This window comes from Sinosporangium siamense (genome assembly GCF_016863435.1).
In the GTDB taxonomy this organism is placed as follows: Bacteria; Actinomycetota; Actinomycetes; order Streptosporangiales; family Streptosporangiaceae; genus Sinosporangium; species Sinosporangium siamense.
The window spans coordinates 142,093-158,465 of sequence record NZ_BOOW01000018.1 but is presented as its reverse complement, the minus strand read 5'-3'; the positions used below and the strand labels follow the sequence as shown (position 1 = coordinate 158,465).

Below are 16,373 nucleotides of genomic sequence, written 5' to 3'. Positions count from 1 at the left end.
TATGAGCATCGGGAACCCCACACTCGCCGACGTGCTCGCCCAGCACGGCAGCCCGCAGCGCCTCCTGGCGGCCCTCACCGAGTGGGGAATCCTGGTCGCCGTGCGCCCCGACCGCTCGGTCGTGCTCGGCACGACCCAGACGGGTCAGAAAGTGCTGCTCGGATACACCGGACGGCAGACATATGCCCAGCACGGCGGCACCTACACATTGTCGGCGTGCGACGTCGACACCCTGCTCGACATCCAACGGGTGACCGGGGTGCACGAGATCGTCATCGACGCGGCGGGCCCCGCTGCGGCCGCCGTCCCGCTCGTCGACATCCAGCGATTCCTCAAATCCACCAGAAGCGGCCCCACCCCGGTGCTCTCGGGCGCGCCCCCCACTGCATACGCCACGGACGCCATGGCCGCGGTCCCCCGCTCGGGAACCCAGACCCCCTTGGCGGCCCCGACCCCGCTCCCGCCCGCTCCCCTCACGTCCAATCCGCTGGGCCAGCCGCCCAGGCCCCCGGCCACGCGGCCGCACGGCGTACGCCCCCCGGCTCCGGCGTCGAGGCCGGCCGCGCCGCCCTCGCCGGGGCAGGGCGGCATCCCGTGGATTCCGGCTCCCAGGCCGCATTTGTCTGGACCGATGCAACAGGTCGACCCCGGCTACGAGCGGTGTGATCACCCGATACTGCCCGCGTTGCGGCAGGCTGTGGGCCTTCTGCTGCCGGATTATCCGCTCATCCACCATGTATGGATCTCGCAGGCACGCACCACGTCGGGCGCGCCCGGGATCATGCTGCACGTCAAGGTGCACATGACCGCCGCCGAGGACGTCGTGCGCGACCTCCACAAGGGCGTGCGCGCCCGCCTGCCCCAGCTCGCCGCGAGCGAGGCGCCCATCCTCATGGCCAGGGTCGCCGACTCCCGCAGCGAACAGCGCATGGTCGAGATCGGCGCGCACGTGGTCTGCCCCGGCAAAGGTTTTTGAGGTTTCGCTCACATCCCCGGCGGCGGGGCAGCCGCCGGGGATGTCCCGCGCGGTCAGGTCTGGCGGCGGGTGAGGGGCTCGTCCGTCCTGGTGAACAGCGCGGACACGGCAGCGGCGGCCGGCGGCAGCACGAGCACCGTGCCGGCGAGCAAGGTCCAGGGCACATCGAGCACCAGGTCGGGACGATCTCTCCAGTACGCGGTACTGTCCCCGGTGAACGTGGTCTCCCACACGAAGCCCGACAACAGCCCTAGCTCCGCCGCGGCGACGACACACCCCACCATCACCCCCGCGATCACACCGAGCACCGCCCCCAGTGCCACGATGAGTCCCGCCTGCCCCACCGTGAACCACCTGCGCACGCGCCGCGACGCGCCGATCGCGGTCAGGCTCGCGATGTCGGGACGGGCGTCGGCGCCGGCCAGCCCGCCGATGATCAGCGCGGTGGCGAGAGCCACCAGAGAGGCCACCACGGCACCCGCTCGCAGATAGAGATCCACATTGGACTGCGGACCGCTCTCGATGTAGACGTCGAGATGCGGACTGTGCTGTAGCAGGGCCTTCTCGACGCGTTCCAGCTCATCTGCGTCCAGCCGACGGTCGACGAGATAGGCGCTCGCCCGCACACCCGTGCCGAGGCGCTCGGCCGCCGAAAGCGGGAGCACCATCTGGACCTTCGTGCCACTTTCGGGGGTGGCGGTGACGGCGGGCAGGGTGACGGTGCGCACGGACTCCACGTCGTCTCCGTCATCGGCTTCTACGGCCCTCACGGTGATCCGGATCTGTCCCCGCTCCACCAGCCGGGCATCGAAGACCACGGCCTTCCCCGCGGCCAGCGACGCCTGGGACACGGGATCGTCCTTCCCGAGCAGGTAGCGCAGCAGGTTTCCGTCTCCCACAGGAAGGCCGGCCGCGACCAGGTGATCACACGGCCAGACGCAACCCGCCCCCTCCGCGGCGGCGTCGAACATGGCGTAACGCGTGCGATCCCCGAGCAGCGACGTCTCGGCCAGCGGCACACCGGGCAACTCCCGGCGGAGTGTCGCCGCGACCGCGCGCCACTCGGCGGGTGTCTGGCCGCTCCATCGCACAACCGCCGCGCCGACCGGGTGGAGCTGGAGATATTGGCTGCTCCGGCTGCTGTGCTCACTGGTGGCGGCGACCATGATCCCGGTGGAGGCGGCCACGGCCGCGATCACCGCCGCGACGGCGGGTGCCGTACGCCCGCGGTTGCGCACCGCGTCGCGGACGGCCAGCCGCAGAGGCAGCGGCGCCCAGGGCGCGCACTTCGCGACCAGCCCCAGCACGCCGGGCGCGACGGCGGCGACACCGAGCTGCCCGAGCAGGCCGCCGAGAAGAAACACCGGCGCGCTGAAGGACTGGGCGCTCGCCAGGATCAACGCGCCGCCGGCGACGAGGAGCACTCCTCCGGCGACCGGCCGTCCGCGCCCGCCGCGCGGCGCGGACCTACGCCCCGCCAGCACCGCCGCCGTGTCCGTGCGCGCGGCCTGGAGAGCGGGCAGAAGGGCCGCCACAGACGCGCTGAGCGCTCCCAGGCCCGCGAGCAGGCCCACGTCGATCCAGGGCACGTCAAAGGGCCCCATCGCCGGGATGGGCGGGAGCAGCCGCGCGGCGGCCCACACTGCGGCGACTCCCAGACCCGCCCCCGTCACAGCGCTGACGGCGCCGAGGACGAACCCGTCGACGAGCACGACCAGCCTCACCTGGCGCGCGGAGCCGCCCTGCGCCGCGATCAAGGCGAGTTCCCTCGCGCGGCGCCGCCATCCGATCAGGAAGGCGGGCCCCGCGAGCAGCGCGACCTCGACCACCGCCAATGCGCTGAGAACGGCCAGGGTCGGCAGGGCGTCCCAGTCGTCGTCCAGCGAGGTGAGGTTCCAGACATCGCGCCGGTTCTCATCGTCGGTGCGCGCTTGGACGATGTAGCCCCTGACGTCGGCGGGAACCGAGGCCGTGCCCGGGAGGTCGGCGAGCCACATCGCCCGGGAAGGCTTGCTCTGAGGCAGGCTGCCGGGAAAGACGCCGAGATAGTTGCCGTATCCCACCACAGTGCGCACGACCCCCACCACTCGCACCGAGGTGGCCGGCTCCTGCAGGCCCAGCGGCCTCCCGACCGGGATTCGGGCCGTCTCGGCCACCACGGCCTCACCTGCGGCTACGGGGAGACGCCCTTTCACGAGGGTGACCATGCCCGCCGCCAACGGGTGCCGCAGGTCGATCACGGTGACCGCCATCGCGCTTGTGTTCCGCTTTTCGGTTCCGGCCGTGACATGGAGCTGGTGGAACGGCAGAAGCCGCGTGCCGGCCGGCAGAGCGGCTTCGAGTATTCGCGTGCCGACATGCGCGTCCACGAGTTGGTTGCGCTCCTCGATCCTCACGTCCGCCGCGCCGAACCGCTGAGGGACGTTCTCCCACGGGCTGAGTGTCAGCGTGGCCATATATGTGAAGAACGCGGTGAACAGCGCCACGGGCACCGCCACCATGGCCGCGACGAGCGTGCTGCGGCCCTTGGTCCGGCGTAAGCCCCTCAGCGACAGCCGTACGGCGAGCCTGACGGCGCTCATCAGGTGCCGTGAGGGAATCGCCGGCGCCTGCGTCGGCGGTGGAGTCGGTCACCGCGCCGTCGCGGAGGAACACCACCCGGTCCGCCCACGCCGCGTAACGTGCCTCGTGGGTGACGAGGAGTACGGTGGCCCCCGCGTCGCAGCGTCCGCGCAGCAGGCCGAGGATCTCGTCGCCGCTCACGGTGTCGAGGGCGCCGGTGGGCTCGTCGGCAAGCAGCAGGCGGCGCTCCCCCAACAGGGCCCTGGCGATGGCGACACGTTGCCGCTGGCCGCCGGAGATCTCGTCGGGGTGGCGCGTGGCGATGTGCGCGAGACCCACCTCCTCCAGTGCCGCCATGGCCTGTTTTCTGGCGGCGGTCGTACTCGCGCCGTCGAGTTCGCGGGGAAGCATGACGTTCTCGACCGCGCTCAGGGAGGGGATGAGGTTGAGGTCCTGGAACACATAGCCGATGTGCCGGCGGCGCAGCGCCACGCGTTTCGCGGCCGGCAGGGCGGTCAACTCCACGTCCTCGACGGTCACCGTGCCCGAGGTGGGGCGGTCGAGTCCGCCCGCGACGTTGAGCAGCGTGGACTTGCCCGATCCCGACGGTCCCATCACGGCGAGGAGCTCCCCCGCCTCCGCCGTGAGGCTCACCTCTCGCAGCGCGTGCACAGCCGTCTCCCCCGAGCCGTGCATACGGGAGACCGTGTCGAGCCGTAAAACTGTCATCGAGCCCCTTTCCGGGGTGAGTGCTTCCTCTGGGGCGCCTAAAGCCCGCCTCGGGCACCCAGGACCGCCTCGCAGTGGTCCAGCCAGCGCTGCTCGGCCTCGATCTGGAAGATCATCGAGTCGGCCACGAGGCGCTGGGACAGGTCCCCCCTGGCGGCGTGCTTGGCCCTGGTGGCCTCCTGAAGGGCGCGCATGGTGGAGATGCGCTGCGCACGCACTATGGAGGTCACATCGACGCCGGGGGCGGTGAGCCCCATCGCCAGTTTGATCACGAGCTCGTCCCGGGGCCGGTCGGACCGGGCGATGGGGGTGTTGAACCATCGCTCCATTTCGGTCCGTCCGGCCTCGGCGATGGCGTAGACCACTCGGCCCTGCTCGACGGTCTCGCCAGGTGTGACGAGACCGTCGCGCTCCATCCTCGAAAGCGTCGTGTAGACCTGGCCGATGTTCAGTGGCCAGATCGCCCCCGTCGACGCCTCGAAGTCGGCACGTAGCTGGTAGCCGTGGCGCGGGCCACCGCTGAGAAGGGCCAAGAGTCCGTGCCGGATAGACATATATACTGAGTATGCATACTGAGTATGTGAACCGCAACGAACTTCCGGAAATCTGGACAGTGCAAGCGGTTGAGACGGATACTCGGGATATGAGCTCGACGCATCCCCCGGTTCGCGCCTCCGATGGGGACCGCGATCGCGCAATCGAGGATCTCCGCGACCGGGCCGTCGATGGCGCCCTGTCGCATGACACGTTTCTCGGTCGTGTCGACGCGGCACTCAGAGCCCAAAGCCGCGGCGAGCTTGACGATCTTGTCTCCGATCTGCCGCCGCGCGGCCGCTGGCGGCGCCGGCTCACCGAGATGGTGTCCTCGGTGTCGGACTTCACCACACGCGTCGAGTCCGCCTGGCGACGGCCCCGCCTGCCCAAACTCGCCCTGCCCGTGGACAGCCGCCTGCGCTACGTCGTCGGCCGCGGCTCCGCCTGCGACCTCGTGCTCGCCGACCTGACCGTGTCCCGGGTCCACGCCGAGCTGCGCAGGGAGGGCGAGGAGACGTCCTGGATGCTCGTGGACCTCGGCTCACTCAACGGCACCCGGCTGAACGGCTGGCGCCTGGTGGGCCCCGCCCGCGTGCGCCCGGGGGACGAGGTGTCCTTCGGCGACTGCGCCTTCGTGGTGTCGACGGCGACCCAGCTCGACTGACCCCGCACCCGCCTCGCCCGGCCACGTGCCGTGCCATGGCTACGCGGGCTTCCGCCGTACGGCGATACTCGGCCGCCCCCCGCTCCCGCGCCGGGCCGCTCCGCGGCCACGTCGGCTTTCGCCGTACGGCCGGCACCTCCCGTCGAGCTCGACCGCGCTCGCGGGTCGGCCGAAGGTGGGGCGCCCCCTGACGACCCGGACCCGGCTGTGCGGCGGGCCGCTCGGCCGCCACGCCGTAAGGCCCCCCTCGGCCGACGCCGACCAGACGGCCGTGGCCGCGTGGGCCTTCGCCACACGGCGGCACTCGCTCACAAAGGTCGGCGGGCCGACCAGGGGCAGGCCTGCGCCGCATGGCCGGACCTCCGATCGAACCCGACCGCGCTCGCGGCTCGGCCGAAGGTGGGCGCGCGCCATGGCGGGACCGGGCCGTGCCGGCGGGCCGCTCCGCCGCCACGCCGCATCACCGACCCACGGTCGACGCCGGCCGGGTGGCCGGGGCCACGCGGGCTTCTGCCGTACGGCGACGCTCGCTTGACGGGGCCGGCCGGTAGCGAGGTCCGCCGTACGGCGGTGCTCGTTCGGCGGGGTGAATTCATCGCGATGTGCGGCGCTGACCTGCGTCTATGTCGGCATGCGCCACTGCCGCGCCGGGTCCTCGCATTGCACCGGCCGAGGGGGTGCGTGCGCATATGCCAAGTTTCCGGACAAGTTGGAATCCCAGATTTCGGCAGAAATATTGGGACATACTCCTACTAGCGAAAGAAGAATGCGATTTCCAACAGGTAACGCTCCCCTGGAGGACTCATGCGTGGACCGACGCGGGCACTCGCGTACATCGGAGGCGTCGTGGCCCTGTCGGCCATACCGGCTCCCGCGCAGGCGACGGCCGGCGCGGCGGCGACCCAGGCTCTCAACTGCCAAGTGGTCGCCGTCAAGCCCACTGTGGATAACAAAGGCGTCGTCCGCGGTGAAATACAGAGGGAAGGGTGCGAACGGCCCATAACACTGCGGGTGCGACTTATTGCCGACAAACCGGGCAGTGACCCGATCCTGGCCAGCGCATCACGCACACTGATCAACGGTGCGGTGACCACGACCGCCAACTGCACCTCCGACGCCGACAGCTACTACGTGGTCGCGCTCGGCCGCAACGGCCTGGTCGCCGAGTCGCAGGCCGTGAAGCTCTCCTGCGGGCCGGGCGCGAGCCCCAGCCCCTCGGTCACCCCCACCCGGCCGCAGCCCACGCCGACGCGGCCGACTCCCTCGCGCACGCCTACGCGCACGCCTACCGCCACACCCACCTCCACGGTCGCGCCCACGGCCTCGCCCGAGCCGACCGAGACCGACGGGCTTGTCGGCACGGCGATCGAGCGCGAGGTCGTGCGGCTCACCAACGACGCCCGCCGGCAGAACGGCTGCCAGCCCGTGACGGCCGACGCGCGCCTGCGCGCGGCCGCGGCGGGACACTCGAAGGACATGGCCGACAGGGGATACTTCAGCCACACCTCACCCGAGGGCAAGAACCCGGGTGACCGCATCAAGGCGAGCGGCTTCACCCCGATGCGCGGCTGGGGGGAGAACATCGCCATGGGCCAGCGCACCGCCGAGGCGGTCGTGAAGGGCTGGCTGAACAGCGCCGGGCACCGCGCCAACATGCTGAACTGCGCGCACACCCACATCGGTGTGGGCCACCACGCCGGCGGCGCCAAGGGCGGGCCGTACTGGACGCAGGTCTTCGCACGCTGACCGCGGCCCGGTGCTTAGAGGCTCGCAGTACGGCACAGCACGCATTAGCAGCGCGCACAAGCAGCCGGCAACGCGCATAGGCAGCGCGCACAAGCAGCCGGCACCGCGCATAAGCAGCACGGCGCATGTAGAGCGACGCGGCCACATGCGCAGCGATGCACAAGGCAAGGCGCACGAAGCAGCACGGCGCCGCCCCACGTGAACGGGGCGGCGCCGTGCAGGCCGGCTGGAGGGAGCGGTCAGCTCTCGTTCTTGAGCCAGCTCATCATCGGGCGCAGCTTGGCGCCGGTCTTCTCGATCGGGTGCTCGGCGAGCTCCTCGCGGAACTTGCGGAAGTTGCCCTGGCCGCCGTCGAACTCCTCGACCAGCTCGCGGGTGAACGCTCCCGACTGGATCTCGCCGAGGATGCGCTGCATCTCCTTCTTGGTCTCGGAGTTGACCACGCGCGGGCCGCGGGTGTAGCCGCCGTATTCGGCGGTGTCGGACACCGACCAGTACATCTTCGAGACGCCACCCTCATACATGAGGTCGACGATCAGCTTCATCTCGTGGAGGCACTCGAAGTAGGCCACCTCGGGCTGGTAGCCCGCCTCGATGAGGGTCTCGAAGCCGGTCTTGATGAGCTCGGCGACGCCGCCGCACAGCACGGCCTGCTCACCGAACAGGTCGGTCTCGGTCTCCTCGGTGAAGGTGGTCTTGAGCGCGCCGGCGCGGGTGCCGCCGATGCCCTTGGCGTAGGACAGGGCGAGCTGCCAGGCGTTGCCGGTGGCGTCGCGCTCGACCGCGACCAGACACGGCACGCCGCGCCCGGCGGTGAACTGACGGCGCACCAGGTGGCCAGGGCCCTTGGGGGCGACCATGGCGACGTCGACACCCTCGGGGGCCTCGATCAGGCCGTAGCGGATGTTGAGGCCGTGGCCGAAGAACAGCGCGTCGCCGGCGACGAGGTTGGGGGCGACGTGCTCGGCGTAGAGGTGGCGCTGCACGTGGTCCGGCGCCAGGATCATGATCAGGTCGGCCTCTTCTGCCGCCTCGCCGGGCGTGGTCACGCGCAGGCCGTCGCTCTCGGCCTTCTCGCGGCTCTTGGAGCCCTCGGGCAGGCCGACGCGCACGTCGACACCGGAGTCACGGAGCGAGAGCGCGTGGGCGTGGCCCTGGCTGCCGTACCCGAGGACGGCCACGTGCCGACCCTGGATGATCGACAGGTCGGCCTGGTCGTCATAGAAGATCTCGGTCACTTCAGAAATGCCTTTCGTAATGTTATGGCGGAGGGTGTCGCTCGCGCGCTTGAGCCAGGGCCTACGCGGAGCGGTCCAGAGCCCGGAGCGATCTGTCGGTGATGGAGCGGGCACCCCGGCCGATGGCCACCATGCCAGACTGCACCATCTCCTTGATGCCGAACGGCTCCAGCACCTTAATAAATGCCTCCAGCTTGTCCGGGGTGCCGGTGACCTCGATGGTCACCGCCTCCGCCGCGACGTCGACGCAACGGGCCCGGAAGAGCTGGACCAGTTCGAGCACGTGTGACCGGGTTTCGGCGTCGGCTCGAACCTTGATCAGCATGAGTTCACGCTGAACGGACTGCGAAGGATCGAGTTCGACGATCTTCAGAACGTTGACCAGCTTGTTGAGCTGCTTGGTGACCTGCTCTAGCGGCAGTTCCTCGACATTGACCACGATGGTCATGCGCGAGATGTCGGGGTGTTCGGTCTGCCCGACGGCGAGGGAGTCGATGTTGAACCCGCGCCGCGAGAAGAGGCTGGAGACCCTGGCGAGGACACCGGGTCTGTTTTCGACCAGCACGGAGAGCGTGTGCCTGCTCATGCGCGTCATTCCTCGCTGTCCCAGATCGGGGCCATGTCCCTGGCGTACTTGATGTCGTCGTTGCTGGTGCCTGCCGCCACCATCGGCCACACCATCGCGTCCTGGTGCACGACGAAGTCGACCACCACCGGGACGTCGTTGATCTCCATCGCCTTGGCGATCGTGGCGTCGACGTCCTCGGGACGCTCACACCGCAGGCCGACGCAGCCATATGCCTCGGCGAGCTTCACGAAGTCGGGGATGCGCCGCGCGGTCTGCAGGTCGGTGTTGGAGTAACGCTGGTCGTAGAAGAGCGTCTGCCACTGGCGGACCATGCCGAGGTTGCCGTTGTTGATGACCGCGACCTTGATCGGCACACCCTCGATGGCGCAGGTGGCGAGCTCCTGGTTGGTCATCTGGAAGCATCCGTCGCCGTCGATCGCCCACACCGTGGCGTCGGGCTTGCCCATCTTGGCGCCCATGGCGGCGGGAACGGCGAAGCCCATCGTGCCAAGGCCCCCGGAGTTGATGAAGCTGCCCGGGTTCTCGTAGCCGATGAACTGGGCCGCCCACATCTGGTGCTGACCGACACCCGCGACGTAGTAGGCGTCGGGGCCGACCAGCTTGCTCAGCCGCTCCATGACATATTGCGGCGCGAGCGAGCCGTCGGCGAACTCGTCGAAGCCGAGCGGGTAGGTCGACCGGTAGCCGCCCACCAGCGCCCACCACTCGTCGTAGTCGCCGCGCCGGCCCTCGTTGTGCTCGTGCTTGACGGCGGCGGCCAGGTCGACCAGGACCTCGCGGCAGTCGCCGACGATCGGCACGTCGGCGTGGCGGTTCTTGGAGATCTCCGCCGGGTCGATGTCGGCGTGGATGACCTTGGCGTGCGGGGCGAAGCTGGCGAGCTGCCCGGTGACCCGGTCGTCGAACCTCGCGCCGAGGGCGATGATCAGGTCGGCGCGCTGGAGCGCGCCGACCGCGGCCACGCTGCCGTGCATGCCGGGCATGCCGAGGTGCAGGGGGTGGCTGTCGGGGAAGGTGCCGCGCGCCATCAGGGTGGTGATGACGGGGATGCCGGTCAGCTCGGCCAAGGTGCGCAGCTCGGCCGAGGCGCGCGCCTTGTGGACGCCGCCGCCGACGTAGAGCACCGGGCGGCTCGCCTCGACGATCAGCCGGGCGGCCTCGCGGATCTGCTTGGAGTGCGGCCGGGTGACCGGGCGGTAGCCCGGCAGCTGCAGGGTGGGCGGCCACTCGAAGACGGTGGTCGCCTGGAGGGCGTCCTTGGCGATGTCGACCAGGACCGGCCCTGGGCGGCCGGAGGAGGCGATGTGGAACGCCTCGGCGATCGTCCGGGGGATCTCGGCGGGGTCGGTCACCAGGAAGTTGTGCTTCGTGATGGGCATGGTGATGCCCGAGATGTCGGCCTCTTGGAAGGCGTCCGTGCCGATCGCGGCGCTGGCCACCTGCCCGGTGATCGCGACGATCGGCACCGAGTCCATATGGGCGTCTGCGATGGGGGTCACCAGGTTGGTCGCACCGGGTCCGCTGGTCGCCATGCACACGCCGACCCGGCCCGTCGCCTGGGCATAGCCCTCGGCGGCATGACCCGCGCCCTGCTCGTGCCTTACAAGCACGTGCCGGACCTTGGTCGAGTCGTAGAGGGGGTCGTAGGCGGGCAGAATCGCACCGCCAGGGATCCCGAACACCGTGTCGACCCCGACGTGCTCCAGTGCCCTGACGAGGGACTGCGCACCTGTCATCCGTTCGGTCATCGGCTCGTTCCTTGAGTGGCTGAGCAGTCAACTGGCATAAAAAAGGCCCCGTTTCCGCTGGTGGGCGGAGCTGGGGCGGCGCGCAGGTCGGAGTGCTTCGCTTAACGGCCTGCGCGCCGGCGAAGTACTACGAGAATTCCACTGCGAAGCATGGCACCAACCATAGCCGCCCGGCGGGATGCAGTGTCAAATTGGCGGGACACGAATCTCATCATTCGGACCCCAGGTCCCATAAATGCACATTGCAGCGCTGTTCGACGGCCGGCAGGAGGTGCCGGACCGCCCGTCAGGCGCCGCCGACACGGCGGGCCGAGGGCACCACCGCGAGCTCGGCGCCCGACAGACTGGTGCGCATGAGGGTCGCCACCCCCGGGGCCGCCATCGGCCGGGCCACGAGATAGCCCTGCCCCCTGGTGCAGCCCATCTCGCGGAGCAACTCAAGCTGCTCGGGCCGCTCGATGCCCTCCGCCACCACGATCAGGCCGAGATCGTGGCCCAGCCGTACGATCGTGCGCGTCAGCAGCGTGAGCGTCTCGTCGTGGCCGAGGCCGGAGACGAAGGACGGGTCCACCTTGATCATGTCGACCGGGAGCTGGCGCAGGAAGGCCAGCGAGGCATAACCGGTGCCGAAGTCGTCGATCGCCAGCCGCACCCCCATGCCGCGCAGCTCCGACAGCTTGGCGATCGTGTCCTCGGCGTCCTCGACGAGCATCTCCTCGATCACCTCAAGGGTGAGGGCACTCGGCGGCAACCCGCTCTCGGCGAGGGCGCAGCGCACCGTCTCGACGAAACGCGGCGCGTTGATCTGGCGGGCCGACAGGTTGAGCGACAGGCCGATGTCCCACGAGGAGGCCCGCCAGCCGGCGACCTCCCGGCACGCCTCCCTAAGGATCCACTCGCTGAGCGGGACGATCAGCCCGGTGTCCTCGGCCGGGCCGAGGAACTGCTCCGGCGGCACGAAGGCGCTGCCCCGCCACCACCGCACGAGGGCCTCGACGGCGGTCACCCGGGAGGTGGCGAGATCGACGACCGGTTGATATTCGATCGCGAACTGCCCCTCAGTAAGGGCGCGCTGCAGGTCGGCGGCGAGCTCAAGCCTGCGCACCACGTCGGTGTGCATGTGCGCGGCGAAGACCTCGACCCGGCGCCCGCCCTGCTCCTTGGCCTTGGCCATGGCCACGTCCGCGTTGCGGATGAGGTCGCCGCCCGGCATGCCGTCCTCGGAGAAGGCCACTCCGACGCTGGCCGTGAGCACCACGTCGCGGTCGGCCACGTGGAACGGCTCCGCCGACACGGCCATGACCAGCCGCTCGGCCAGGTCGACCACGGCCTGGGCCTCGGTGCCGCTCTCGACCAGCACCGCGAACTCGTCGCCGCCCCACCGCGCCAGCGTGTCCTCCGCGCGCACCGCCACCCGCAGCCGCCTGGCCGCCTGGCCGAGGAGGTAGTCGCCGCTGGCGTGGCCCACCGAGTCGTTGACGGCGGTGAAGCCGTCGAGGTCGAGAAAGACCACCGCCGTGCGGCCGGGGCCGCGCCCGGCGAGCACCTCGCGGGTGCGCTCCTCGAAGTAGGCGCGGTTGGGCAGCCCGGTGACCCCGTCGTGGAAGGTCAGATGGGCGACCTGGTTGCGCAGCGCCTCCTTGTCGCTGAGATCGCGGATCGTGACCAGCAGCAGCTCGTCGACCCGCACGTGCCGCACGGCCACCGACTCGGTGGGGCGCCAGGTGCCGTCCGCGGCCCGCACCCGGCAGGCGATCATGCAGGCGCTCGGGTCGGTGGCGGTCTCGTCGGCGAGGGCGCGCAGGGCCGCCTGGATGTCCGGCTGGTCCTCGGGGTGGATGAACTCGGTGATCGCGCGGCCCGCGAGAGTCTCGGGGCGGTAGCCGTATGTGGCCTCGGCGCCGGGGCCGATCTCCTGGATCAGCCCCTCGTGATCGCACACCAGCACGACGTCGCCGCTGCTCTCGGCCAGCTCGCGGAGGCGGCGGTCGGCGGTGGCGACAAGTCTTCGCAGCCGGCCCGCCGACGCGAAGAGCACGAACAACCGGACGGCCAGCACGGCCACGATCGACGCCGACACAAGCGCGACCACCGGCGCGGGCGGCTCCGCCCGGCCGCCGAGGACATGCCCGAGCAGGACGCCCGTGGCGGCGAGCACCAGCAGCAGCGGCGTCGCGTTGACCAGCGACGCGGCGACGGCCCCGCCGGCGCGGCGCGCGGTGCGCCCGCTCCAGGGCGCGGCGGCCAGCAGCAGGAACGCCGCCGAGGGAACCCACACGCCGGCGACGGGCGTCGGCCCGCCCGCCAGGCGGGCGACGGCGTTGGCCATCTCGACCGCGGTGACCACGGCGAGGACGGCGAGGCCCGCGAGGCCGACCGGCCACGACGAGGAGCGGCCCATCACGAACGGCGGCGTGACCAGGCACGCGGCGAGCAGGCAGATCATCGGAGGGGCGAGCGCGAGGGCGAAAGTGCCCGGCTCGCGCAACCTGTCGTAGATGGGGGCCAGCACGACGACCCAGCTCATGACGAACAGCGAGGCGCCGCTCAAGTAGGCGTCTGTGAGCCGGCGCAGGCCGTTGCGCACGTTGAAGGGCCTGCTGACGGTCATGCCGCACCCGGCGGCCAGCAGCACCGCCCCCACGACGACGAGGATGTCGGCGAAGTTGACCGCGAAGGCGGCGGTGTCGGCGACCGGCCGCAGACCTGTGCCGACGAGCCACACGAGCGCGCCGGTGCCGAGCCACCGCCACGCGGGAGCACGCCCCCGCCGGCTCGGCCGGAGCCGTCCCGCTGCGGTGAACAGCGACACCGCGGCGAACAACGCGGAGGTCACGCCCGCCGCCGCGTCCACCACCGCGGCGGACGTGCTCATGACGAGGGCGGCCGCGAACCCGCCGGCGCCGATCACGGCGGCGGCGGTCAGCGACACCCTGGGGTCACGCCAGCGGGTCAATGTCGTCCATCCAGCTCACATCGCAAGTGTGCGCCAGGAGTAGGCGCGTGTGGTCACAATGGCTCAGTCGTCACCGATCTGATGCGCGGGTCTCCGCGCAGGTTTTTGATCTTCGTCAGCGGTCGAGGGCCTCATCGAGGTTTCAACACCTCGCGATGCCGACCACGGTACGCACCGCAGGTCACGAGGTAGCCACGTTCCGGAATCCTTTCCCGCCGGATCGCCCCGCCCGCCCCCGGCCACGCTCCCTGCCGTGACCTGTGCGGACACTAGTAGGCACCTGTGATCACGTTGTTCAGCGGCTCGCCCGCGAGGTAGCGCAGGAGCTGCGAACGCATCAGCCGCAGGGTCCGCCGCATCGACGCAGGAGTGCTCCCCGCGACGTGCGGGGTGATGAACACCCCGGGGGCGCTCCACAGCGGGTGATCGGCCGGGAGCGGCTCGGGGTCGGTCACGTCGAGGGCGGCCCTGAGTCTGCCCTTCTCCACCTCGGCCAGCAGCGCCACGGTGTCGACGACCGAGCCGCGCGCCGCGTTCACGAGCAGGGCGCCGTCCTTCATCGCGGCGAGGAAGGAGGCGTCCACCAGGCCCAGCGTGCCGGAGGTCGCGGGCACGAGCAGCAGCACCACGTCGGCGTCGCCCAGCAGTTCGGGCAGCTCGTCCGTGCCGTGCACGTGCACACGGTCGTCCCCGCCGCCGGGGGCGCGCACGTCCCTGGCAGTGCTCGCCACGCGGACGACCTCCACCTCGAACCCGGCCAGGCGGCGCTCGACCGCCGCGCCGATCGATCCGTACCCCACGATCAGCACCTTCGAGTCGGCGAGTGTGCCGGTGTGGTGGTAGTCCCAGGTGTGCTCCGCCTGCCGCCGCGCAAACTCGGGGAAGTCGCGCTGCACGGCGATCATCGCCCCGACGGCCCACTCGGCCGTGCCGGCGTCGTGCACTCCGCGGGCGTTGCACAACATCACACCGGGGGGCAGATGCGGCAGGAACTGGTCGACACCGGCCGTCACAAGCTGGAGCAACCGCAGCTTCGGCATACGGCCGAGCATGGCGGGGATGCCCGACACCAAGGCCAGCGGCGGGATCCACACCTCGACGTCCGCGGGGTCGCCCGGCTCGGTGACCCCGTCGAAAACCTCGCACTCCACGGAGGGCAGATCGGCGAGCACATCGACGACGGAGGGATAGGGCACCCAGATCTTCATCAAAACTCCTTATAAGCGGGAACTCCCGCCGGTGACCACCACGGTGATTCACCTTAGATCGTCCTTGTCCCGGCATGAGATCCCGTGTCCTGACGTGAGGATCCCGGTGGGGTCCGGACGTCCGGGCACGCGCCCGTACAGGCCTGTTTCGCACCCGCCGGGGTGGATGGCCACCATGAAGGTTGAGGAGGTCCAATGCCGAAGCGTGATACACACACCGTTCGTTCGAGGCCGGAGGCCACGATCATGAGGACTGCTCCCCCGCTTACGCGCTCCGCCGTCGTCGCGGCGGCGGTGATCCTGCTCGGGGCGTGCTCCGCGGCACCCGCCGAGCAGACGGCGGCCGACCACGGTGAGCACGCCGCAGGGTCCGGCCATGGTGAGCACGCCGCCGCCGCCACACCCGCGCCATCGGCCTCGGGCAGCGTCAGCAACGCCCTCGGGCAACCGCGTGACCTCGCCCTGAACCTGGAGGTGCCGTGGGCGATCGCGTTCCTGCCGGACGGCGACGCACTGGTGACCGAGCGCGACTCGGCCCGGCTGCTCCGCGTCTCCCCCGAGGGCGAGGTCACCGCGATCGGCACGGTCGAAGGCGTCGCCCCGGAAGGTGAGGGCGGCCTGATGGGGGTGGCGGTCTCCCCCAAATACGCCACCGACCGGTCGATCTTCCTATATTTCACCGCAAGCAACGACAACCGGGTCGTCCGCTACCGGTTCGACAACAACCGCCTGTCCGGCCCGAAAGTGATCATCGACGGGATCCCCAGCGGGACCATCCACAACGGCGGACGCATCGCCTTCGGCCCCGACGGCTACCTCTACATCGCCACCGGAGAGGTCGGCGACCGCCCCATGGCCCAGGATCTCAAATCCCTCGGCGGCAAGATCCTGCGGGTCACCGCGGACGGGCGGCCCGCCCCCGGCAACCCCTTCCCCGGCTCCCGGGTCTGGAGCTACGGCCACCGCAACGTCCAGGGCCTCGCCTGGGACGATCGCGGGCGCCTCTACGCGAGCGAGTTCGGGCAGGTCACCTACGACGAGATCAACCTCATCCGCAAGGGCGGCAACTACGGGTGGCCCGAGGTCGAGGGCACCGGCAAGGACAAGCGCTACATCAACCCCATCGTGACCTGGCGCACCTTCGACGCCTCGCCCTCCGGCCTGGCCTATTCCCGCGGCTCCCTATGGGTGGCCGCGCTGCGCGGGGAGCGCCTATGGCAGGTCCCCCTCAAGGCCGACGGTACGGCGAAAGCCCCCGTGGCCCACTTCGTGCGGCAGTTCGGCCGCCTTCGCTCCGTGACCACGGCGGCCGACGGCTCACTGTGGGTCGGCACGAGCAACAAGGACGGCAGAGGCTCCCCGCGGAGCGGGGACGACCGGCTGCTCGTGGTGCCCGTGCGCTGACCGGCCGCGGCGCGCTCCC

At 70.6% G+C, this 16,373-nt stretch carries 11 protein-coding genes and 1 pseudogene; 4 read left to right on the top strand and 8 right to left on the bottom strand.

The genetic code is table 11. The features are described from left to right. The first annotated feature begins 1 nt into the window (after window position 1). Entirely contained in the window at window positions 2-976 is a 975-nt protein-coding gene (locus Ssi02_RS13970) for a hypothetical protein (protein WP_204025582.1), read from the top strand. 53 nt (window positions 977-1,029) lie between these two features. Here Ssi02_RS13970 and Ssi02_RS13965 read toward each other — a convergent pair whose 3' ends face one another. From Ssi02_RS13965 to Ssi02_RS13955, 3 genes and pseudogenes are all read right to left on the bottom strand, one after another. Then, complete coding sequence (locus Ssi02_RS13965; protein ID WP_239128899.1) at window positions 1,030-3,558, bottom strand: FtsX-like permease family protein; 2,529 nt, start codon at window positions 3,556-3,558, stop codon at window positions 1,030-1,032. Between the two features lie 256 nt (window positions 3,559-3,814). Further along, window positions 3,815-4,153, bottom strand: a pseudogene (locus Ssi02_RS39615) (ABC transporter ATP-binding protein); the annotation flags it as partial. A 152-nt stretch (window positions 4,154-4,305) separates the two neighbouring features. After that, window positions 4,306-4,800 (bottom strand): PadR family transcriptional regulator, encoded by a 495-nt coding sequence (locus Ssi02_RS13955; RefSeq protein ID WP_239128898.1) that lies wholly within the window; start codon window positions 4,798-4,800, stop codon window positions 4,306-4,308. Window positions 4,801-4,910: 110 nt separating this feature from the next. Between Ssi02_RS13955 and Ssi02_RS13950 the strand changes: the two genes are divergently transcribed. After that, window positions 4,911-5,465 carry an FHA domain-containing protein gene (locus Ssi02_RS13950; protein ID WP_204025576.1) on the top strand — a complete coding sequence of 185 codons (555 nt, stop codon included), beginning with the start codon at window positions 4,911-4,913 and terminating at the stop codon, window positions 5,463-5,465. Between the two features lie 804 nt (window positions 5,466-6,269). Continuing rightward, window positions 6,270-7,211 (top strand): CAP domain-containing protein, encoded by a 942-nt coding sequence (locus tag Ssi02_RS13945; protein ID WP_204025575.1) that lies wholly within the window; start codon window positions 6,270-6,272, stop codon window positions 7,209-7,211. Window positions 7,212-7,450: 239 nt separating this feature from the next. On the opposite strand, the gene ilvC is transcribed toward Ssi02_RS13945, so the two are convergent. From ilvC to Ssi02_RS13920, 5 genes are all read right to left on the bottom strand, one after another. After that, on the bottom strand, window positions 7,451-8,449 hold the full coding sequence (gene ilvC, locus Ssi02_RS13940) for a ketol-acid reductoisomerase (protein WP_507763434.1): 999 nt from the start codon (window positions 8,447-8,449) through the stop codon (window positions 7,451-7,453). 61 nt (window positions 8,450-8,510) lie between these two features. Continuing rightward, window positions 8,511-9,035 (bottom strand): acetolactate synthase small subunit, encoded by a 525-nt coding sequence (gene ilvN / locus Ssi02_RS13935; RefSeq protein ID WP_204025574.1) that lies wholly within the window; start codon window positions 9,033-9,035, stop codon window positions 8,511-8,513. Window positions 9,036-9,040: 5 nt separating this feature from the next. After that, window positions 9,041-10,813 carry an acetolactate synthase large subunit gene (locus Ssi02_RS13930; RefSeq protein WP_275410679.1) on the bottom strand — a complete coding sequence of 591 codons (1,773 nt, stop codon included), beginning with the start codon at window positions 10,811-10,813 and terminating at the stop codon, window positions 9,041-9,043. A 259-nt stretch (window positions 10,814-11,072) separates the two neighbouring features. After that, window positions 11,073-13,742: an EAL domain-containing protein gene (locus tag Ssi02_RS13925; protein ID WP_239128897.1), complete on the bottom strand. Its 2,670-nt coding sequence runs from the start codon at window positions 13,740-13,742 to the stop codon at window positions 11,073-11,075. 269 nt (window positions 13,743-14,011) lie between these two features. Continuing rightward, a complete protein-coding gene (locus tag Ssi02_RS13920) occupies window positions 14,012-14,950 on the bottom strand; it encodes a 2-hydroxyacid dehydrogenase (RefSeq protein ID WP_204025572.1) in 939 nt (312 codons plus the stop codon). A gap of 246 nt (window positions 14,951-15,196) precedes the next feature. On the opposite strand from Ssi02_RS13920, the gene Ssi02_RS13915 reads away from it, so the two are divergent. Beyond that, window positions 15,197-16,354: a PQQ-dependent sugar dehydrogenase gene (locus tag Ssi02_RS13915; RefSeq protein ID WP_204025571.1), complete on the top strand. Its 1,158-nt coding sequence runs from the start codon at window positions 15,197-15,199 to the stop codon at window positions 16,352-16,354. Window positions 16,355-16,373: the final 19 nt, after the last annotated feature.

Coding starts and splice junctions, on each gene's coding strand:
- ilvN (WP_204025574.1), bottom strand. CDS start 9,035: ATGAGCAGGCACACGCTCTCCGTGCTGGTCGAAAACAGACCCGGTGTC.
- Ssi02_RS13945 (WP_204025575.1), top strand. CDS start 6,270: ATGCGTGGACCGACGCGGGCACTCGCGTACATCGGAGGCGTCGTGGCC.
- Ssi02_RS13920 (WP_204025572.1), bottom strand. CDS start 14,950: ATGAAGATCTGGGTGCCCTATCCCTCCGTCGTCGATGTGCTCGCCGAT.
- Ssi02_RS13965 (WP_239128899.1), bottom strand. CDS start 3,558: ATGAGCGCCGTCAGGCTCGCCGTACGGCTGTCGCTGAGGGGCTTACGC.
- Ssi02_RS13970 (WP_204025582.1), top strand. CDS start 2: ATGAGCATCGGGAACCCCACACTCGCCGACGTGCTCGCCCAGCACGGC.
- Ssi02_RS13950 (WP_204025576.1), top strand. CDS start 4,911: ATGAGCTCGACGCATCCCCCGGTTCGCGCCTCCGATGGGGACCGCGAT.
- Ssi02_RS13915 (WP_204025571.1), top strand. CDS start 15,197: ATGAGGACTGCTCCCCCGCTTACGCGCTCCGCCGTCGTCGCGGCGGCG.